The following is an 18,593-nucleotide window of genomic DNA, read 5'->3' on the forward strand; positions in this document are numbered from 1 at the left end:
CGGCCTATTCTGCGCCTTGGCCCGGCGGCCCGAGGAACAACCCGCCGCTCGCCTCGATGACCTGCCCGGTCACCCACCGGGCGTCGTCGGAGGCGAGGAACGCGACGACGTCCGCCACGTCCTCCGCGGTGCCGAGCCTCCGGTGCGCGGTGAGGGTTTTGATGGCTGCCTCCAGCTCCGGGGTGAAGATCCGGCCGTTGTCCGCGGTCCTGGTGGCGCCCGGCGCGACGACGTTGACCGTGATCCCGCGCGGTCCGAGCTGGTGGGCGAGGGTGCGGCTCATCGTCTCGAGCGCGCCCTTGGTCATCGCGAAGGACGTCTGGGCGGGGTTGGCCATCCTGGTGGCGACCGACGAGACGTTGACGATGCGGCCGCCGTCGTTCAGCGGTGCCCGCTGGATGAGGAAGTACGGCGCCTTCACGTTCACCGCCATCAGGCGATCGAAGCTTTCGGGCGTGTCCGTCTCGATCGGGCCCGCCGGCTGGGCGGCCGCGTTGTTGACCAGGATGTCCAGACTGTCGATGCCCTCCAAGGCTTTGTCGACACCTTCCGTGGTCGACAAGTCGGCCTGTTCACTTGATCGCTTGATCGTTCGGATGCCGTCTTTCTCGAGCCTTCGCGCGATCGCCGCCCCGATCCCCCGCGACGCCCCGGTCACCAATGCCGTCTTCATCGCTCACCCCAGATGTTAGTGACTAACACTTTGATAGTGTCTACCACGTGAGCCTTCGAGACCGCCAGCGCGCCGAAACCCGGCTTCAGGTGCAGACGCACGCCATCCGCCTCTTCACCGACGTCGGCTACGACGCGACCACCGTCGCCGACGTCGCCGCGGCCGCCGGCGTCTCGGCGATGACGGTCTACCGGCACTTCCCGACGAAGGAGGACCTGGTCCTCTACGACGAGTACGACCCCGTGACCGCTTCTACCGTGCTTGATCAGCCTCCTGGCCCGCTGCCTGTGCGGATCGGGCGCGCGCTGGAGTCGACCGCCGCTTTGGGGTCTTCGCAGGAGAAGGCGTTCCTGTTGGCGCGGCTACGGCTGATGATCTCGGTGCCGGCCCTGCGGGCGCGCCACCTGGACAGCCAGTACGCGACGGCCGATGCGATCGTGGCCGCTCTCTGCGGGTCTTCGCCCTCGCCGGACGAAGATTTTCAGGTGCGGGCTACGGCTATGGCGTGCTTGGGGGCGGCGCATGTGGCGCTGGTCCGGTGGGCGGAGACGGATGGGGAGGCGGATCTGGCGGGGTTGATCCGGGAGGCTCTGACCAGCGTCTTCGGGGACTAGCTAGCTAGCCAACCCTTAAAGACCCGCGTCAACTCCCCCTTAAGGTGTTCGGGTGCGCAGTAGATGAGCGGACCTGCCAACGTGCGCCCCACCCCCACTCTCGGCGCCGCCTCAATCGGAGCTACAACAAACGCCTCGCCTTCGTCGATGAGCAAGGTCCTGGCCTCAACCAGGTAAGCAAGCGCCTGGTCATACCCGCTACGCAAGTAGGCGCCCTTAGCGGTGTATTTGCACTCAATGACCACGCCACGCCTCTTCGCGTGGTCCACCAGGAACAGGTCAGCCCCCCGAACATGACCTGGTTGAGCCAACCCAAAGGTTGCCTCTTTATACGGTTCGGTATTTCCTGTTGCGCGCCAGATTTCCGCAGCTTCAAACCACAAATCCCAGGCGTCTGCGCCTGGAACTTCCACCTTGAACGCAGGCCCCTGCGCACGTCCAGCCAGCGGACGACGACTGATCGGCCTGCACCGCAGGTCCCGTAAAACCCCAAGCATCGTTCCCAGTACGCAAAGATGGAAAAGCCGCCACCGAAGGTCCTCGTCGGGCGACAGTAGCTCAGCGGCAAGCCGAGCTAGATCACTGGACTCTTCCTGCCTGAGCAGGTCAGCCAAATCGCCGACCACTCGCCAAAGTGGGCCAGCACGTCGGATCCCTTCGACCATCAACAAGTCCGGCGGCTCGGCCTCCACACCTTGCAGTTCCGGCCGCGCCGCCAGGTCGTCCAGCGTCTCCAGTTGGCTGTGTACTTTCTTACCGATCGTTGGTCGCATCTCCTTGGCATGAAGGTGCACCTTGAGGAGACGCTCGACGGTCCACCGCAAGCTGCTCAGTAACTGATCGTCCACCCCACGATGACGAACTCGCCCCGAGAACTCGGTAGGTGGCCACCCTTGGCGGCGAGTGTTGGCCCAGTTGATCGCGCCGCGAGGAGATCGACTGCGCACAGTCTCCGCTTGGGTAGCCACCGGTAAGACGCTCAACCAGTCCTGAATGCTCTCAGGCAATTGCTCGATGAGTGGTCGACACTGCTCGAAGAGAATGACGTGGGCTCGACGCTCGACATCGTCCTTTGTCCACTCAAAGTCATCCTCGCTCAGCACCGCGGCCAGACCTGCGTACAGCTCACCCTTGCCAGACCAACTGCGAAAAAGCTCGACAAGACCATCCTCAGGGAAGGACAGCTTCTTTGTCATCGAAGAGCCTTCAGATGGTCCAGTACCCACGCCCACTGCTCGCCCAGCACATCCGCAGCCCCCAGCATGACGCCCAACCTTCCCAGTGTGTTTCCGTCGTAGCCAGACAACCAGGACCCCATACTGGCCAAGTAGCCCTCGGCAACCAACTGCGTAAGGTCGGAGCCAGGTTCTGCTAACCCGGCAGCCACGTACTCAGAAACGTCGAGAAGAGCCGCTGGCCCCATCGGGTCCAAAACGTCACCCTGAGCGGCGTAAATCCGCTCTAGAATGACGCGCAGTTGACTTACCTGCGGCTCTGGCGCCTTGGAATCACTGAGCCTATTTGTCAGCGCTGTCGCGAATTGGTCGGCCGAAGGCGCCGACACCGGGACGTGGCCGAACCGTCGACCGAGGGCCTGACCAAATCGGAATACGCGCTGCGCGTCGACCGCATTGTAGGTACCGATGAGCCGCCAGTCAGTCCCCGCCACATAATAGATCGGCTCGCTCGACGAACTTCCCGATCGGAGCCGCTCTTCACCGACTACAACACTTCTAGGACCTGAGCCCCAGGTAAGGATTATTGGGCTCGACTTCGGGTCCGCACTGACCCGCCCAACCATGACCTCCTTGCCGGAGAGCCAGGTGAGCAATCCGCCGAAGATCCGGTCCAGATCAGCCCGGTTTGCTTCGTCAAGGACCAGCCACTGGTCCTGCGCGATGGCTTCTAGCACATGGCCGGGACTGAACCGCAAGCGTCCCTGGTCGTCGACCGTGTCGCCACCGACCAGATCTCGGGTAGTCCACGACTCGTCCGGTGTCACAATGAGCGGGTCATGGATAAGTCCCATCCCGAAGGACTCGGGGTCCTTGCCAATATCGTCAATGAGCTCACCGACCAACTGCGTCTTTCCAGTGCCAGGCGGCCCCACTAGCATCACTGACTTGCTGGACCGCACAGACAGCCGAAGCATCCGATTGATGCGATCATCGATGGCCAGCCTATGCGCACGAGTACGAATCTTTGCAGCCTTCACTACTACGCTTTCTAGCGGCATCCCGAAGAACCTGGCAAGTGCCCCAGCGGAGGCAATTTCTGCACCCTCCTGCATGCCAACCCATTTGACTTTCCACCCAGAATTAGCTTTTCCAAGCAGAAGGGCCGCGGGCGTCTCGTTTGATCGAAGGTAGTCGCGAAGCTCGGCGACTGCTCGGTCAGTGTCGTCCAGAGGAACGACCACTGCCACAACCTCGGCGTTGTCAACCCGTGTTGATCGCCTCAGCTGGCCAGACAACTCCACAGGCCTGCTGATTTGAATTGCTGCAACACGAGTCACTCGGATGTCCGCGACGCTTCCTAGGTAGTACTCGAGGCGCGAAAACTTCGTCCCGCTTGGCGAGTCTAGGTCGATCTGATCCAGGCCGTCTCGGAGCACCGTCTCAGGAGTCCATTCCTCCGCCTCAGTCATGACACCGAAGGTACCGGCGAACGGTCAGGACTGCCCCGCGCCACGCACAGTGACAGGCCAGCGCCCGACCCTCGAAAGCGGACACGCTTCGCACTACTAGTTGCGCGTACGCAAGCGTCGCGCCACTACACTCAGTCGTCTGCGTCATACGGAGGGGTGGTTGTGGACAAGAGCGGCCTGCACGAGCAGCTTCGTAACCTTCGGACCGAGCGGGTCGGGAATCAGGACGCGCTCCACAAGCCCTTGTTGTTGCTCTGGCTCTTCGGTCGATACCTCGATGAACGTTCCCCCACGACAAGCTTCGAGGCCGCAGAAGGCCCCCTCAGCCACTTGATTGATCGATTCAGTTTGCGGAAGGTGCCTGCCTCACAGCCCTTCTGGGAGCTCGAGCGGACGCTGTGGACTCCGACAACAGAAGTCGGGTCGCCCATCGCCGAGGCTCCTCGCTCAGCGAAGTGGTTGCGAGACAACGGAGCACAGGGCAGCCTCAGGGACGAAGTAGTGAACGTCCTCGACGAACCACGTGGCATCTTCACTGCAGCCGACGTGCTTTACGAGTACTTCGCCCCCAGCGTGGTCGACGCGCTCCGCAGTGCAGTCCGACTTGTCCCACCAGTGTTTCTCCGCACTGCTGCCCTGAAGCGCGAGTCACCGACTGCAACCACGAAGCTGCCCCGGACACAGCGAGTCAAGGGCCACGAAGTGCCCATCGAGTTTGAACGGTCAGTCCGCGATGCAGTCTTCGAGTGGCTCGAAGACCTGACGGCTCAGAACGGTGGTCCAATCCCGTTCGCGCAAATGAGCAACTTCCTCTTCGAGGGCACGCGCATTCCGATCCTCAACCCCCAGTCCGGCATTCACAAGCCAGCGAAACTCGGCAGCGCCCTATCGATCAAAACAGTCTACAGGCGACCAACTGAAGAGCGTCCTTATGAAGACGAAGTCGACGAAAGCGGTCGAATTCTTCGCTACAAGTATCGAGGCGAGGACCCTCTCCACTCCGACAACGTCGCGCTCCGGAACGCGATGGAGCGGAAGCTTCCACTCTTCTGGCTCAAGGGAGTCGACCCCAACGCGAACTATGAAGCACACTTCCCCCTGTGGCTAACCGCAGAGCGACCGGACCAGCACCTCTTCGAGGTATCGTTCGAAGGGCCACCGACGGATTAGCCGCCCACACTCTGATCGCTGCTCCGCAAAGGCGTTGCTTCACAGCGAATCTTGAGTCATAGTTAGAGCACTCGACCAACCCCAGGAGCAGCCATGATGAACATGCACGAGCGAAAGGCGCAGCGTCGGCATTCGGCCGCCGCGTCCATCGTCGTGTGTTCGTCGCCCTGTTCCTGGCGACGTTCACGACGCTACGACCAGCGAGTTCTGGTCGACAAGGGCTCCCCGTCATGACGCCATAGCGCGTGTGATGTCAGGGAGCCGCCCATCGGGAAACCGATCCGGGCGGCTTCTCTCTTTTTGCTGCGCGAAAGCATTCCCTATCGGCGAGCTTGGGAAGCGGAACGGTCTCCAAAATCGTGTCCAGGGGGTTCGACTCCTCCCGCCGGTGCTCGACGCTGACCATTTCAGCGCGAACCTTGAGAACTGAAGACTTGTCCCAAAGCTCGTCCCCGTCGTCGAAGAGGCGGCCAGGACGAGCGCCGGTGGAGGCGTGCACTCGCCTCCACTTCGCCCCTGTAGCTCAGGTGGACAGAGCGCCGCACTACGAATGCGGAGGTCCCAGGTTCGAGTCCTGGCAGGGGTACTGGCCGGCGTATCCGAGGGGGATACGCCGGTCGACGGATGCGAGGGCACTGGTGACCCGCCTGATTCGGGCCCAGGAGGCACCCGCGTCCGACGAGCAGATCCAGGAGGATTGGCCGAGCCCGGTAAGGCAACCGTCCCGAAAACGGTGGTCGGCGTGAGAACGTCGCGCAGGTTCGAATCCTGCATCCTCCGCAAGCCCTCGTGGTCCAACGGATACGACGCCGGCGTCCGAAGCCGGGAACGCAGGTTCGACTCCTGCCGAGGGCACGATGGCCGAACCCGGCCCACTTCACGACGGTCGTGCGGCGGCTTGCAAAGCCGTTGGACTCCGGGTTCGACTCCCGGGTGGGTCTCTTGTTCTCTACCCAGCCCCTAGGTAGAGCTCTTCTATGAGTGATCCACGGATGACGCTGCCGACACAGCTCGTCCTGCTCGAAGTCGAGGATGAAGGATCCTTCCAGCGCAGGACGTCCGGAGCACGCCGAGCTGTACGACCTCGCGGAGTCCGCCGGACGCAGATCGTCTACGCGCTAAGGGTTCTGCCGCGAGCACCGTGGCTTCGACGCGAACTGGGCGCACCGGTTCGGGAGCGCTCATGGTGACCGGGCAACGAAGCGACTGGTTCACACAGACGATCTCCGATAAGACGCGCACAACGAACGGCGGCGGCGCTGATTCCACACAGGACAGACAAAAAGGCCCTCCCGCGAACGGGAGGGCCTTAGTGCTGTCTCAACCAGACGTGCGCCCGAAGGGATTCGAACCCCTGACCTTCTGATCCGTAGTCAGATGCTCTATCCAGCTGAGCTACGGGCGCTTGTTCAGTTATCAATCTAGCACCTGCCGGGACAGGTACCAGCGGAGGCTCCGGGATTTGAACCCGGGAGGGGGGGTTACCCCCAACCGCATTAGCAGTGCGGCGCCATAGACCAGACTAGGCGAAGCCTCCCAGGCCCAACGACCACTGCTCAAATAGGTTACACACCCCGCGGACCCCCTCGGAAGGCACCCCCCTTAGACGCGCTGCAGGGCTCTGAGCAGGCGATATGGGCGTCCGCCGAGTCCTTCGGCTTCGAAGACGGCGACGCCGACACGGGGGAGGTCGCGGGCCGCGGGGTAGGTCAGGTAGCGCGGGACCCAGCGGGGCTGGAACTTCGCGTTGAAGCGGTAGAGGGTCTCGATCTGGATCCAGCGTGAGAAGAATCGCAGTGTCCGGGCGGACAGGCGGGCGACGGGGCCGGCGCCGATGCGCTGGCCTTGCTCCAACACCGCGCGGAAGGCGGCGAAGTTCAGGGAGACGTGCTGGGCGGGGGTGGTCAGGAGGAGTTCAGAGATCATCAGTTCGTTGACGCCGTTGTCGGCGGTCCGGTCACGGCGCATGACGTCCAGGGAGAGGCCCTTCTCGCCCCAGGGCACGAACTGGAGGACACCGCGCACTCGACCGTCGTGTTCGGCGGTCACCAGCGTCGAGCCTGGGTCGCCCATGCGGCCGAGTGCCATCGAGAAGCCGCGTTCGGTGTCGGTGCCGCGCCAGGTGGCGGCGAGGGTGCGGAGTTCGTTCAGCTCCTCGTCGCGAAGGTATTCGGCTTTCCGGACGCGCGCGGTGTAGCCGGCGCGCTTCGTGCGTGAGACGGCTTGGCGGACTCCGCGCATGACGCGTCCTTCGAGAGTGAAGGTGCCGGTGTCGACGACGGCCTCGTCGCCGATCTCCAGCACTTCGAGCCCGAAGCGTGCCCAGACGGTCGCGCCCAGTTCCGAGCAGCCTATGGCCGCCGGGGTCCAGGCGTACCGCCGGCAGACGTCCAGGTACTCCTCGATCGCGCCGGGCCACGCTTCCGGGTCACCGAGGGGGTCCGCCGAGCACAGCGCGACCCCGGCGATCACCCGATAGGTCACCGCGGCCTTCCCCGACTTCGAGAAGACCACGAACTTGTCCCGGCGCAGGGCGAAGTACCCCAGCGAGTCCCGCTCCCCCAGCAGCCCGCGCAGCCGTTCGACCTTGTCGTCGGTCAGCTCCGGCGCGGGTTCGGCCGAGCGGAGCAGGAAGTACGCGGCCAGCAGCACCGCGGCGATCCCGAACAGCAGGCCGACGGCGGCCGACAGGTCTTCCAGCCACAGCGCGGGGAACGTCACCGGGCCGCTCACGCCGGCCAGGGCCAGCGCCGACTGCGCCAGGCGGTCGCCGATACCCGCGTCGACAGGCGCGACCGACAGCAGTACGAAGTTGATCGCGACCCCGGCCAGCGCCAGTTGCAGGAAGACCCGGACCGCGCGCCACCGGCCGGTGACCGGATCGGGGAGCGCGATGAAATGGCGCCGCGTCGCGATCAGGGCGATCAGCAGCGCGAGTGACACGAGACCCGCGCCGAGGGCGTGCCGCAGCCCGAGGTGCGACACGGTCAGCAGCGCGGCGGTGGCGACCGCCAGCTGCCAGGCCCGCCGCTTGCGCCGTTTGAGGCCGGTGGCGAGCAGCATCAGCAGCACACCGGTCACCAGCACGACCGTCGCCGCGCCGACCGTGGCCTCGTGCGGCAGTTCCAGCCATTCGGCGACGCGCCCGCGCAGGGTGCGCCGCCCGGCCGGGACCAGCACCGAGACCACGGCCAGCAGTCCGGCCAGCCGCGTCACCCAGGTGATCACCACCACGGAGGTGGCCCCAGCCACCCGCCAAGCGCCCGCCAAGTCCCGCCCCTATGTTCAGCTCCTCGCCAGCTCCACGAACGGTACAAGGGCGTCGGGGTTCAGCAGGGCGTCCCGGCTGACGGCGCGGTCAGGGGAAACACCCGAAAGGATCTTCTTGACCGGAACCTCGCATTTCTTGCCGTTGAGCGTCCGGGGCACCTCGCTCACCTGGACGAACCGGTCGGGCACGTGCCGCGGCGAGAGGGCACCGCGCAGTTCCTTGCGCAGGGCGGGCTCGACCTCGTCGAGCGACGCGCCTTCGGCCAGCACGAGGAAACACAGCAGCTGCCCGTCCTCGTTCCCCGCCGCCGACGTGTCGATCACCAGCGAGTCGGCCACCTGGTCGAACGACTCCACGACGCGGTAGAACTCGGCCGTGCCCATCCGGACGCCGCCGCGGTTCAGCGTCGAGTCGCTGCGCCCGTAGATGACGGCGGAGCCGCGTCCGGTGATCCGGATCCAGTCGCCGTGCCGCCAGATCCCGGGGTACATCTCGAAGTACGCCTCGCGCAGCCGCGAGCCGTCCGGGTCGTTCCAGAAGAACACGGGCATCGACGGCATCGGCTCGGTGATCACCAGTTCGCCGACCGTCTCCACCACGGGTTTCCCGGCCTCGTCGAACGCGGCGACGGCGGCGCCGAGCGCGCGGACCGAGAGCTCGCCCAGCCAGACCGGGACGTCCGGGGCCGACGCGACGAACGCCGCGCACAGGTCCGTACCGCCGGACACCGAGCAGATCTGGACGCGTTTTCCGACCTCGTCGACGATCCATCGGAAGCCCTCGACGCTCAGCGGCGCGCCGGTGGAGCCCAAGGCGCGCAACGCGGTGAGGTCGTACCGCTCGGCCGGCTTGATACCGGCCTTCAGGCAGCTCTGGATGTACGGCGCCGACGTGCCGAAATAGGTGACGCGGTGCTGCTCGGCCAAGTGCCACAACACGTTCAGGTCCGGATGGCCAGGGCTGCCGTCGAAGAGCACGATCGTGGTGCCGGTCAGCAGGCCGGAGATGAGGAAGTTCCACATCATCCAGCCGGTGGTGGTGAACCAGAAGAACCGATCGCCGGGGCCGAGATCGCTTTGCAGGGCAAGGGCTTTGAGGTGTTCGAGGGTGATCCCGCCGTGCCCGTGGACGATGCCCTTCGGCAGGCCGGTGGTCCCCGAGGAGTACAGCACCCACAGCGGGTGGGCGAAGTCGACGGGCTCGAACGCCAGCTCCGCGCCTTCGTTGTCGGCGAGCAGCTTGTCCCAGTCGAGCGTGCCGTCGAGGCGGCCGCCGGCGTAGTCGACGAGCACGGTCGCTTCGAGCGTGGGGATCTCGTCCCGCAGCGAGTTCACCGTCGACCGGCTGTCGAACCACCGTCCATTGTAGACGTAGCCGTTGACCGCGATCAGCACCTTCGGCTCGATCTGCGCGAAGCGGTCGGTGATCGCGCGGACGCCGAAGTCCGGCGAGCACGACGACCAGATCGCGCCGAGGCTCGCGGTGGCGAGGAAGGCGATCAGCGTCTGCGGGCAGTTCGGCGCCAGCGCGACGACCCTGTCCCCTTTGGACACTCCCAGCTTCCGCAGCCCTTCCCGCGCGGAGGCGACGGCGGATCGCAGAGCGCCGTACGTCAGCTGCGACGAGAGGCCGTCTTCGCGGTGGAAGATCACGGCGACCTCGTCGTCGGCCTTCGCGGCGCCCGCGACACCGGGCATGAGCGAGTGCTCGGCGTAGTTCAGCGTGCCGCCCGCGAACCACCGGGCGTTCGGCATCTCGCCGGAGAGCACCTCGCCGGGCTCGTCGTGCCAGCGCACGCCGAGGAAGCCGGCGACGGCGGACCAGAACTCCGGCCCGCGCTGGACGGAGAACTCCCACAAAGCGTTGTAGTCGTCGACCTCCACGCCGCGTTCGGTGCGCAGCCACTGGCGGAACGCGTCGATCTTGGTGTCGGACAGGCGGCTCGGCTCAGGGCGCCAGAGCACTTCTGGGGCGTCGGCGGTGTGCGTCACCCCGCGATGTTAACCCTCGTTAACCGAACTGGCGAGCCCCCGTGAACAGCTCGTACGCCATCGTCTTGAGCCGCGAGGCGTCGAGCGGTGTGACGGTCAGCCACCCTCGATCGCGACGGAGCCCGTAGCGGCCGTCGGGGGTGTCCACCCAGGTCAGCGTCCCTTCGCTGCGTACCCAGCGGCCCTCCCACGACTTCCTGGCCGCGCCGAGCCGCCCGCCGCCGATCCGCTGTGTCGCGATGCGCACCATCACGATGACCTCGGGTTCCCGCAGCCCGGCGTCGCGCAGGACGTCGGAGAACGCCGGCTGTCCGCCGCGCTCCCCCGCCTCGCAAGCGGCCGTGTAGTCGTCGACCCGGAGGTTGACCGAGAGGCCCCGTCCCTGCTCGCACGGCGGCAGCGCCTGCAGCAGGGTCGCGGCGACGAGCGGCTCCCGCAGCGCGGACAGCTCGACGTCGATGCCCGCAACGCCGATCGCGACCGCGCCGCGATCGGACACGCAGCCGACGGCCCGGTACGCCGGTTCGCCGTCGAGCCGCAGGTCCAGCGTGAGATCGCTGTTCGCGACGGTGTGCAGCAGCCGCACCAGCTCGGGCGCTGGTGAGTCGACCGTGCCGAGGCCGCGTTCGGACAGCGTCGCGCTCGCCGTGGCCACCAGTTCCGCCCGGAACTCCGGTGTCCGCCCGACGTGCGGGATCTCCAGCACCGCGGGCAGTTCGCCGCGCCCGTGCGCCGACCAGAGGAGGAACAGTTCCCCGACGTGCAACCGGATCCAGTCCATCAGCGGTCGGTCCTCGGGTCTTCGCCGATGACCGGCGGCGTCACCTGCCCGCTGAGACCCCAGACGTCGGAATCCTCGACGAGGTAGTCCGGAGTCTTGCGGTTTTGGCCGTCCTGCTGCCCTTGCGGCGGCATCATCCCCATCGGCATCCCGCCGACGCCGCCGATCCCCGCGGCCGCGGCCCGGGTCCCGGCGACCTGACCCGGCTGCGGCCCGGACGGCCCGAACCCGCCGGCACCGGAACGGCCACCCTGCCCGAGCTGCTCCTGGGTCCCACCGGAGGTGCCGGGTGGCGGCGGGACGTAGGCGCCGCTGCTCGCGCCAGGCTGTCGCGGCGCCTCGACCGGCTCCCGCACCTGGATCGGGGCGGCGGTGTCGTCGACGCCGCTGCTGCTCGTGGTGTCGTCCGGCGGCGGCACCGGTTCCGGCGTCGGTTCGGGTTTCGGCGTCGGTTCTTCGGGTGTCTCGAGAATCCTCGGCTGCTTGCCGTACGAGGTGAAGGTCGGAACGTTCTCGTAGACCTCGCCGGAGCTCCGCTGCATCCGCGTCATCACGTCGGCCGCCTGCCGGTGCAGATCCTGCGAACTCTCGTCGGTGGGTTCGGCGACGATCCGCCCCGCCTCGGCGAAACCGCCTCCCGACGGCGGCGAGGCCGACATGGCCTGCGTCGAATCCTGGTCCGCGACCGGGATCGGGCGGCGTTTCGGCGCCTCCGGCGGCTTGGGCCGCGGGGCGTATCCCGGCGGCTCGGGCATCGTGCGCCGCGCGGTGTCGGCGATGTCCGCCTGGCGGCGCACGCAGTTCGCGACGTTCTCCGCGCGCCAGCCCGTCTCTCCTGCCCAGTCGACGAGCTTGATCGCGGCGTCACGGGCCCTGTCCGCGCCCTCGCCCGTCCAGCCGTCGGCGGTGGCGACGAGCGCGGCCCGGAGTTCGGAACCGACCCGGTCCAGGAACGCGCTGATCTTCGTCCACTGCGCGGCGACGGCCTCCGCGCTCGCGAGGTCCAGCTCGTCGTGGACCATTTCGTAGAGCTCCCGATGCGAGTAGCTCATCCAGTCGATGTCGGCGTTGAGGTGTTCGGGGCCCGGTCGCGGTTCGGGCTCCCGCGGCGGCCACGGCATGGGCAGGATGCGCATCAGTGCTCGTCCTTCCGCTCGTGGTCGACGATGTCCTCCATGTCGAACCGGCGGGCGACCCGTTCGAGCTGCTCCTGGCCCTCCTCGTCCGCGGCGACGTACATCTTCCGTGCCGCCATCACGGTGAGCTGGAAGTCCTTGAGCACCACGGCGAAGTCCTTGAGAACGGGGACGGCCGCTTCGGTGCCCTTGTTCGCGGCGCCCTGGAAGCGTTCGCTCATCGTGTGACCGACGAAGTTCGCGCCCAGCTTCAACGGCGCGTTGAACTCCGTCGAGTCCTTGATCAGCGCGTTGAGCTCGTGCCGTGCCTTCAGCAGCGCGTCGACGAGCTTTTTGGCGGCGTCCTCGGAGACCTTGACGGTCCCCTTCTTGGCATCGGTCTTCGAGTCCCGGATCTGACCCGCCACCGGCGCCAAGGCCGGAGCCGAAGCTCCGAACGCGGCCTGTGGCGTCGCAGATACCTTGGGTGACTGTGCCATCGGACCCCTCCCCTGTCACATCTCAGGGGAATGCTAGCGCGAACGGGGTCATCGCAGGTGGGCGTCGAACCAATTCAGCGTGCGCTGCCAGGCCTCCGCGGCCGCGGCCGGGTCGGCGTCGAAACGGTGGTTGGCGCCCGGGTAGTGGACGACGTTCGTCGCGACGTTCGCCGTCGCCGCCGCGTCACGCAGCTGTTCGACCTCGGCGCCTCCGGCCTCGTCGCCCGCGTCGCCGTACATGCCGAGCCAGGGGCTGGTGAGCCGTCCGGCGATCTCGACCAGGACGGGCAGCCCGGTGACGCCCTGCCCGCCGACGCTGACCGCCGCGCCCAGCCTGCGGTTCGACGCCACAACCAGCGCGGCCGTCCCGCCGAGGTCGAAACCGACGACACCGACGAGATCCGCCTGGATACCGCGCTCGCCGAGCCACGCGAGCGTCGCGTCGGTGGCTTCGAGCAAGTCCTGCTGGGTGAGGTCGTCGCGGTCGAGATGCGGGGTGACGGTGAGCCAGCCTTCGCCGGCGAGACCGGCCAGGAGCAGGCCAAGACCCTCTTCGACCTCTTCGGCCTCCTCGTGCAGCACCACGAGCCCGCCGCGGACGACACCATCCGGTTCGGCGAAGGTCAGGCGCAGCGTGTGGCCGTCGGCGTGCTGGTGTTCCACGGTGGTCGTCAGGGTCATTCCTCCATCAGACCACTCTTAGGTAAATATTCGGAGCTTGCGCCGACGCGGGAGGATACGGTGTCGGAGCCGTCCCCCAGACGTAGGAGCGCCGAAGATGTCACCTGTTTCGCCGCGTGCGGATCTCGAATCGTTGCCGAAGTACGTCCCTGGCCGGACAATCCAGGGTGCGATCAAGCTGGCGAGCAACGAGGTCCCCGGTGGGCCGCTGCCGAGTGTGGCGCAGGCCATAGCCGAGACGGCGCAGGGCATCAACCGGTACCCGGACATCACCGCTTCCGGGCTCGTCGAGCGGCTGGCCCGCGAGCTGAACGAGCCGGTCGAGCGGATCGCCGTCGGCTGCGGTTCGGTTTCCCTTTGCCAGCAGATGATCCAGGCCCTGTGCGGCCCGGGCGACGAGGTCGTCTTCCCGTGGCGTTCGTTCGAGGCGTACCCGATCGTCACGCAGGTGGCGAACGCCGTCAGCGTGAAGGTGCCGCTGACCGCCGGGCACGGGCTGGACCTGGACGCGATGCTGGCCGCGATCACGCCCAAGACGCGGCTGGTCTTCGTGTGCAACCCCAACAACCCGACCGGGACGGTCGTGCGGCGGGCGGAACTGGAGCGCTTCCTCGACGCTGTGCCCTCGGGTGTGCTCGTCGTGCTCGACGAGGCGTACAAGGAGTTCGTGACCGACGCCGAGGTGCCGGACGGTGTCGAACTCGCGCGCGGCAGGGACAACGTCGCGGTACTGCGGACTTTCTCGAAGGCGTACGGCCTCGCCGGTCTTCGCGTGGGTTACGCGGTGGCGCCGGAAGCGATCACCGTCGCGCTGAAGCAGGTCTACGTCGCGTTCTCGGTGAACATGATCGCCCAGGCGGCGGCCATCGCCTCGCTCGACGCGGCCGACGAGCTGCTGGAACGCTGCAAGGAGATCGTCTCGGAGCGCACCCGCGTCCGGGATGCCTTGGTGGCCAAGGGTTACGAGGTGCCGGAGACGCAGGCGAACTTCGTCTGGCTGCCGCTGGGCGAGCGGACGACCGAGTTCGCGGAGCACGCGCTGGAGCGCAAGCTGATCGTGCGTCCCTTCGCGGGCGAAGGCGCGCGAGTGACCATCGGGACGCCTGAGGAGAACGACCTCTTCCTCGAAGCGGCCGGGGATTTCCCGCGCTGAGGACGGCTTTCGGGCGGCCCGCGCTTCGTCGACCCGCATTTCGTCGGCTAAGTGCGGGCTGCCCCTTTCGAGAGGCGAGGGTGCTTGTCCCGAAAGGCACCTTCGCGACGCCTGATGTCCCGAACGCGGCCTTCGCGACATCAGCACGGGACCCCAGGCCGCGAAGGAAGCCCGCATTTAGTCGGCTAAATGCGGCCGTTCCTACTTGAGGAGCAGCTGCACCATCGCGGCGAGACCGATCACGACGATGACGCCGCGCAGCACCTTCGGCGAGAGCTTGCGGCCGATCTTCGCGCCGATCTGGCCGCCGATCGTCGACCCGACCGCGAGCAGCGCGACCACGGGCCAGCTGACCGGCGCGATGAAGGCGTAGATCGCGCCGGCGACGATGTTCACGACCGCCGACAGGGCGTTCTTGACGCCGTTGAGCCGTTGCAGCGACTCCGACATCAGCATCCCCATCACGGCCATCATCATCACGCCCTGCGCGGCCGTGAAGTATCCGCCGTAGATGCCGATCAGGAAGATCAGGAACAGCAGGAGCGGCCCGATCTTGTGGACCGTCCCGTTCTCCTCGCGGCGCTTCGCGACCCAGGCGGACACCCGCGGCTGGACGATCACGAGCACCACCGCCAGGCCGACCAGCGCGGGTACGACGGTCTCGAAAGCGTCCTTCGGCAGCGAGAGCAGCAGGATCGTCCCGCAGATCGCGCCGAAGAACGACGCCACCGCGAGTTTGGCGACCTGGGGCCAGTAGCCCTTGAGCTCCTCCCGGTAGCCGATCGCCCCGCTGACCGTGCCGGGAGCAAGGCCGATCGCGTTGGACGTCGTCGCCGTCAGCGGCGAGTAGCCGAGGGCGACGAGAACCGGGAAGGTCACCAGCGTGCCCGAACCGACGACCGTGTTGATGGTGCCCGCCCAGAGCCCCGCGACGAAGATCACGACAGCGTGCCACCACGTCATAAAGCGCTCACGTCCGCACCCTAAGCACCGTTACCTCCTTTCGCGCTCCGGATGTGTCTAGTCGAACATTCAACGAGCCCGTTATGTCTCGTTCGACGGGAAGACGCAGAACTCCTTGCTTCGGGGCGCACCACCGATCGGCGAGGACCTGGTGGTCGGCCGCGTCGAGACGGATGTCCTTGAACACCGCCGCCGTTCAGTTCTCCTCCGGGAGATGGGCCGCGGTGATCTCCGCGGCGACCGTCCAGCCGAGCGCCAGGTACAACGCGCGGCCCTCCTCCGTCGCGACCAGGACCGCTCGCTCCGCCCCGGCGGCGACCGCCACCTCGTCGAGCCTGCGCATGACGAATCTGCCCAGCCCTCGCCGCTGGTGCTCGGGCTCCGTCACGACCTGGTCGATCACGGCCGTGCCGCCGGCGATCGCTACCCGGCCGGTGGCCGCGCGTGAACCGTCCGGCGCGCGCACCACCACGTCGGTGACGACGCCGTCGCCGACCAGCTCCGCCCGGTACGGCTCGGGCGCGGCCATCACGGGCCGCAGCGCTATCGGGGCGCTCATCAGGTACTCCGGCGGGCCGAGCTCCCACTCCGGCGGCACCGTCTTCGCCACCTCGTCCCGCGATCCGCTCACCTTCAACCACGTTCCGGGCTCGTGCAGCGAACGCGCCCGGCGCTCGACCGATCCGGCGTCCGCCAGCACATAGCGCACGCGATGCCCCGGGCGCCCGACGTCGAGCCGGTAGCCGTCCGGCTCGGCGACCGGGAGCCCGACGCCGCGCGAAAGCGCCCAGCCGTGCACCCAGGCCTTGATCAGTCCCGCCACCCCAGTCATCCCCGGATGATGACACCCCGCACCGACAATTCCGGGCGTTCCGCCGGACCTGCGAGGATGGCACCGTGGCGGGCGGCGAGCGCGAACAGGTGTGGAGTGCGACGGTCGATCATCTGCGCACGATGATCGACTCGGGCAGGCTCCCCGCCGGATCGAGACTGCCCGCCGAACGGGCGCTCTGCGAGCAGCTCGGCATCAGCCGCGGTTCGCTGCGGCAGGCGTTGCGGGTGCTGGATTCCATCGGTTACGTGCAGGTGCGGCCGGGCTCGGGTACCTACGTCCGCGAGAACCTCGACGAGCGGCCCCTGCGCGGCTGGTTCTCCGAGCACGAGCAACTGGTCGAGAAGCTGTTCGACCTGCGGACCACCGTCGAACCGACGCTGGCCGAGCGGCTCGCGCTCGATCACACGCCACGGGTGCTCGAACGGCTGGCGGGCACCGTCGAGGAGATGGACCGGGCCGCGGCCGACGGCGACATGCTGCGCGTGATCGCGGCCGACGCCGAATTCCACCGGGTGATCGCGGAGAACGCGGGCAACGACGACGTCACCGATCTGCTGCGTTCGGTGCTGTCGCTGGTCGGCGAGGAGCGGCGGGCGGCGTTGCGGCTCCCGGGGCAGATCCGGAAGGCCGTCGACGAGCATCGCGCGATCCTCGAGGCGATCCGCGGTTCGGACGCGGCGGCCGCGCGGGAGATCACCCTGCGGCATCTGCTCGACGCCAAGACCTACGTCCACGACTACACGACCCGGGATTGACGCTTCCTGATGGCGCGACCGCCCTGACGCGAGTATTGTTTTCAGAAGTTTGTGAAACTTCTGACGGGGGTGTGCGGTGGAGAAGGTCCGGTTCACCGAAGAAAAGGCGACCATGCTCGCCACGCTGTACGGCCGGGCGCTCGACGCCCGCGGTGATCGGCCGATCCTCGGCGACAAGGCCGCCGACGAGGCCGTCAAGCAGATCGACTACGACTTCGCGTCGCTGGGCGTGAACGCCGACATGGGGCTGACCGTCGCGATGCGGGCCAAGCCGATGGACGACTGGGCCGCGTCGTTCCTCCGGGAGCACCCGGACGCGACCGTCGTCCAGCTCGGCTGCGGGATGGACAGCCGCGTGTACCGCGTCGATCCGCCGCCTACGGTGCGGTGGTTCGACGTCGACTACCCCGACGTCGTCGATCTGCGCGCCCGGATCTACCCCGAACGGGAGGGATACCGGACCATCGGCTCGTCCGTGACGGATTTCGGCTGGCTCGACGAGATCCCGTCGGACAAACCCGGTCTGGTGATCGCGGAGGGGCTGACGATGTACCTGCGGCCGTCCGAAGGCGAGGAACTGCTGCGACGGCTGATCGCGCATTTCCCGCAGGGCGGCGAAATGGTCTTCGACATCTTCAGCACGCTGGGGATCAAGCTGCAGAAGCTGAACCCGGTGGTCCGCAAGGCCAAGGCGACGCTGTACTGGGGCATCGACGAGATCTCCGAACTGGAACGGCTCGGCTTGACGCTGGTGTCGAAACTCGACTCGACGGATTACGCGACGCCCGAAGTGAAGGCGCGGATCTCGGCGTCGATGCGGGCGCAGTTGTGGGTCGCGGGGCTGTTCCCGGCGTTCAAGAAGATGGGGCGGATCCTGCGGATGCGGTTCTGAAAGCGGGTCAGCGGGACTCCAGCACCCGCTCGACGAACCGGTGCAGCTTGTCCTCCAGCCGGAAGACACGTTCCTCCAGCGTCAAGGACTCGAACGGCTGCGGCACGTCCGACTTCAGCTCGCCGCGGATGTACTGGCTGCACGCCAGATTCGCGCACGCGTAGATGCCGAGCGTGTTGCCCTCCCGCCCGGATTTCCCGGCGCGGCGGCCGGAGAACAGCGCGATGTCGGACAGCGGATGTGTCGTCGTGCACAGGCCGCACATGTTGCTCAGCAGGACACGGCCCTTCGGCCGGGGAGCGGCACGGAGGGACAGCCCGACGGTTTCCCCGCGGTACGGCAGCACGAGATACGCCCGGGAGGCGGCCTTCGGATCGCGCCAGCCGAGGAATTCCCTGTTCTCCCAAGGGATCTCTTCGGGCCGGGCGGGTAGCGTGACCCCTTTGGCCTCGCCTCGGGTGCAGTTCACGAAGGACGCCCTGATCTCGTCCTGGCCCAGCGGTTCCATACCCGCACGGTAACCACCGCACCCGAGAACGGGCGAACCGTTTT

General features: G+C 67.1%; 17 protein-coding genes and 6 tRNA genes. 9 read left to right on the forward strand and 14 right to left on the reverse strand.

The window, feature by feature from the left end; translation table 11 throughout:
- Window positions 1-4 precede the first annotated feature (4 nt).
- The gene (locus ACXIZN_RS31960) at window positions 5-673 is read right to left on the reverse strand and encodes an SDR family oxidoreductase (protein WP_457958775.1); all 669 of its coding nucleotides are present in this window, start codon (window positions 671-673) and stop codon (window positions 5-7) included.
- A gap of 47 nt (window positions 674-720) precedes the next feature.
- Here ACXIZN_RS31960 and ACXIZN_RS31965 point away from each other — a divergent pair, with 47 nt between their 5' ends.
- Window positions 721-1,287 carry a TetR/AcrR family transcriptional regulator gene (locus ACXIZN_RS31965; protein WP_457958776.1) on the forward strand — a complete coding sequence of 189 codons (567 nt, stop codon included), beginning with the start codon at window positions 721-723 and terminating at the stop codon, window positions 1,285-1,287.
- On the opposite strand, the gene ACXIZN_RS31970 is transcribed toward ACXIZN_RS31965, so the two are convergent.
- Together ACXIZN_RS31970 and ACXIZN_RS31975 are read right to left on the reverse strand one after the other, a co-directional pair.
- Entirely contained in the window at window positions 1,284-2,483 is a 1,200-nt protein-coding gene (locus ACXIZN_RS31970; protein WP_457958777.1) for a hypothetical protein, read from the reverse strand. The genes ACXIZN_RS31965 and ACXIZN_RS31970 overlap by 4 nt on opposite strands.
- A complete protein-coding gene (locus ACXIZN_RS31975; RefSeq protein WP_457958778.1) occupies window positions 2,480-3,934 on the reverse strand; it encodes an AAA family ATPase in 1,455 nt (484 codons plus the stop codon). The genes ACXIZN_RS31970 and ACXIZN_RS31975 overlap by 4 nt, the downstream gene beginning before the upstream one ends.
- A gap of 162 nt (window positions 3,935-4,096) precedes the next feature.
- Here ACXIZN_RS31975 and ACXIZN_RS31980 point away from each other — a divergent pair, with 162 nt between their 5' ends.
- From ACXIZN_RS31980 to ACXIZN_RS32000, 5 genes are all read left to right on the forward strand, one after another.
- Window positions 4,097-5,104 (forward strand): hypothetical protein, encoded by a 1,008-nt coding sequence (locus tag ACXIZN_RS31980; protein WP_457958779.1) that lies wholly within the window; start codon window positions 4,097-4,099, stop codon window positions 5,102-5,104.
- A gap of 512 nt (window positions 5,105-5,616) precedes the next feature.
- Window positions 5,617-5,690 (forward strand) — tRNA-Arg (locus ACXIZN_RS31985).
- A gap of 105 nt (window positions 5,691-5,795) precedes the next feature.
- Window positions 5,796-5,884: transfer RNA gene (locus tag ACXIZN_RS31990), tRNA-Ser, on the forward strand.
- 3 nt (window positions 5,885-5,887) lie between these two features.
- Window positions 5,888-5,959 (forward strand) — tRNA-Arg (locus ACXIZN_RS31995).
- A gap of 14 nt (window positions 5,960-5,973) precedes the next feature.
- A tRNA-Cys gene (locus tag ACXIZN_RS32000) sits at window positions 5,974-6,045 on the forward strand.
- A 390-nt stretch (window positions 6,046-6,435) separates the two neighbouring features.
- Here the strand turns inward: ACXIZN_RS32000 and ACXIZN_RS32005 are convergent.
- From ACXIZN_RS32005 to ACXIZN_RS32040, 8 genes are all read right to left on the reverse strand, one after another.
- A tRNA-Arg gene (locus ACXIZN_RS32005) sits at window positions 6,436-6,509 on the reverse strand.
- Window positions 6,510-6,551: 42 nt separating this feature from the next.
- Window positions 6,552-6,641 (reverse strand) — tRNA-Ser (locus ACXIZN_RS32010).
- Window positions 6,642-6,706: 65 nt separating this feature from the next.
- Window positions 6,707-8,356: a phosphatidylglycerol lysyltransferase domain-containing protein gene (locus ACXIZN_RS32015; RefSeq protein ID WP_457958780.1), complete on the reverse strand. Its 1,650-nt coding sequence runs from the start codon at window positions 8,354-8,356 to the stop codon at window positions 6,707-6,709.
- Between the two features lie 33 nt (window positions 8,357-8,389).
- A complete protein-coding gene (locus tag ACXIZN_RS32020) occupies window positions 8,390-10,366 on the reverse strand; it encodes an acetoacetate--CoA ligase (protein ID WP_457958781.1) in 1,977 nt (658 codons plus the stop codon).
- Between the two features lie 19 nt (window positions 10,367-10,385).
- Entirely contained in the window at window positions 10,386-11,147 is a 762-nt protein-coding gene (locus tag ACXIZN_RS32025; protein ID WP_457958782.1) for an ESX secretion-associated protein EspG, read from the reverse strand.
- Complete coding sequence (locus ACXIZN_RS32030; protein ID WP_457958783.1) at window positions 11,147-12,283, reverse strand: PPE domain-containing protein; 1,137 nt, start codon at window positions 12,281-12,283, stop codon at window positions 11,147-11,149. Before ACXIZN_RS32030 ends, ACXIZN_RS32025 begins: the two co-directional genes overlap by 1 nt.
- On the reverse strand, window positions 12,283-12,762 hold the full coding sequence (locus tag ACXIZN_RS32035) for a hypothetical protein (protein WP_457958784.1): 480 nt from the start codon (window positions 12,760-12,762) through the stop codon (window positions 12,283-12,285). The genes ACXIZN_RS32030 and ACXIZN_RS32035 overlap by 1 nt, the downstream gene beginning before the upstream one ends.
- A 48-nt stretch (window positions 12,763-12,810) precedes the next feature.
- Window positions 12,811-13,443 (reverse strand): dienelactone hydrolase family protein, encoded by a 633-nt coding sequence (locus ACXIZN_RS32040; protein WP_457958785.1) that lies wholly within the window; start codon window positions 13,441-13,443, stop codon window positions 12,811-12,813.
- A 97-nt stretch (window positions 13,444-13,540) separates the two neighbouring features.
- Here ACXIZN_RS32040 and hisC point away from each other — a divergent pair, with 97 nt between their 5' ends.
- A complete protein-coding gene (gene hisC, locus ACXIZN_RS32045; protein WP_192747552.1) occupies window positions 13,541-14,596 on the forward strand; it encodes a histidinol-phosphate transaminase in 1,056 nt (351 codons plus the stop codon).
- 201 nt (window positions 14,597-14,797) lie between these two features.
- Here the strand turns inward: hisC and ACXIZN_RS32050 are convergent, their stop codons facing one another.
- The gene (locus ACXIZN_RS32050; protein WP_457958786.1) at window positions 14,798-15,559 is read right to left on the reverse strand and encodes a sulfite exporter TauE/SafE family protein; all 762 of its coding nucleotides are present in this window, start codon (window positions 15,557-15,559) and stop codon (window positions 14,798-14,800) included.
- 196 nt (window positions 15,560-15,755) lie between these two features.
- A complete protein-coding gene (locus ACXIZN_RS32055; RefSeq protein WP_457960647.1) occupies window positions 15,756-16,382 on the reverse strand; it encodes a GNAT family N-acetyltransferase in 627 nt (208 codons plus the stop codon).
- 74 nt (window positions 16,383-16,456) lie between these two features.
- On the opposite strand from ACXIZN_RS32055, the gene ACXIZN_RS32060 reads away from it, so the two are divergent.
- Window positions 16,457-17,149, forward strand: a complete 693-nt coding sequence (locus tag ACXIZN_RS32060; protein ID WP_457958787.1) for a FadR/GntR family transcriptional regulator — start codon at window positions 16,457-16,459, stop codon at window positions 17,147-17,149.
- 76 nt (window positions 17,150-17,225) lie between these two features.
- Window positions 17,226-18,041: a class I SAM-dependent methyltransferase gene (locus ACXIZN_RS32065; protein ID WP_457958788.1), complete on the forward strand. Its 816-nt coding sequence runs from the start codon at window positions 17,226-17,228 to the stop codon at window positions 18,039-18,041.
- A 7-nt stretch (window positions 18,042-18,048) separates the two neighbouring features.
- On the opposite strand, the gene ACXIZN_RS32070 is transcribed toward ACXIZN_RS32065, so the two are convergent.
- Window positions 18,049-18,549, reverse strand: a complete 501-nt coding sequence (locus ACXIZN_RS32070; protein WP_126732387.1) for an FBP domain-containing protein — start codon at window positions 18,547-18,549, stop codon at window positions 18,049-18,051.
- Between the last annotated feature and the right edge of the window lie 44 nt (window positions 18,550-18,593).

The sequence above is a fragment of the Amycolatopsis sp. TRM77291 genome (assembly GCF_054166285.1).

What these genes read in the sequence shown, in the direction of transcription:
- ACXIZN_RS31960 (WP_457958775.1), bottom strand. Translation starts at nt 673, where the DNA reads ATGAAGACGGCATTGGTGACCGGGGCGTCGCGGGGGATCGGGGCGGCG.
- ACXIZN_RS31970 (WP_457958777.1), bottom strand. Translation starts at nt 2,483, where the DNA reads ATGACAAAGAAGCTGTCCTTCCCTGAGGATGGTCTTGTCGAGCTTTTT.
- ACXIZN_RS31975 (WP_457958778.1), bottom strand. Translation starts at nt 3,934, where the DNA reads ATGACTGAGGCGGAGGAATGGACTCCTGAGACGGTGCTCCGAGACGGC.
- ACXIZN_RS32025 (WP_457958782.1), bottom strand. Translation starts at nt 11,147, where the DNA reads ATGGACTGGATCCGGTTGCACGTCGGGGAACTGTTCCTCCTCTGGTCG.
- ACXIZN_RS32030 (WP_457958783.1), bottom strand. Translation starts at nt 12,283, where the DNA reads ATGCGCATCCTGCCCATGCCGTGGCCGCCGCGGGAGCCCGAACCGCGA.
- ACXIZN_RS32035 (WP_457958784.1), bottom strand. Translation starts at nt 12,762, where the DNA reads ATGGCACAGTCACCCAAGGTATCTGCGACGCCACAGGCCGCGTTCGGA.
- ACXIZN_RS32040 (WP_457958785.1), bottom strand. Translation starts at nt 13,443, where the DNA reads ATGACCCTGACGACCACCGTGGAACACCAGCACGCCGACGGCCACACG.
- hisC (WP_192747552.1), top strand. Translation starts at nt 13,541, where the DNA reads ATGTCACCTGTTTCGCCGCGTGCGGATCTCGAATCGTTGCCGAAGTAC.
- ACXIZN_RS32050 (WP_457958786.1), bottom strand. Translation starts at nt 15,559, where the DNA reads ATGACGTGGTGGCACGCTGTCGTGATCTTCGTCGCGGGGCTCTGGGCG.
- ACXIZN_RS32070 (WP_126732387.1), bottom strand. Translation starts at nt 18,549, where the DNA reads ATGGAACCGCTGGGCCAGGACGAGATCAGGGCGTCCTTCGTGAACTGC.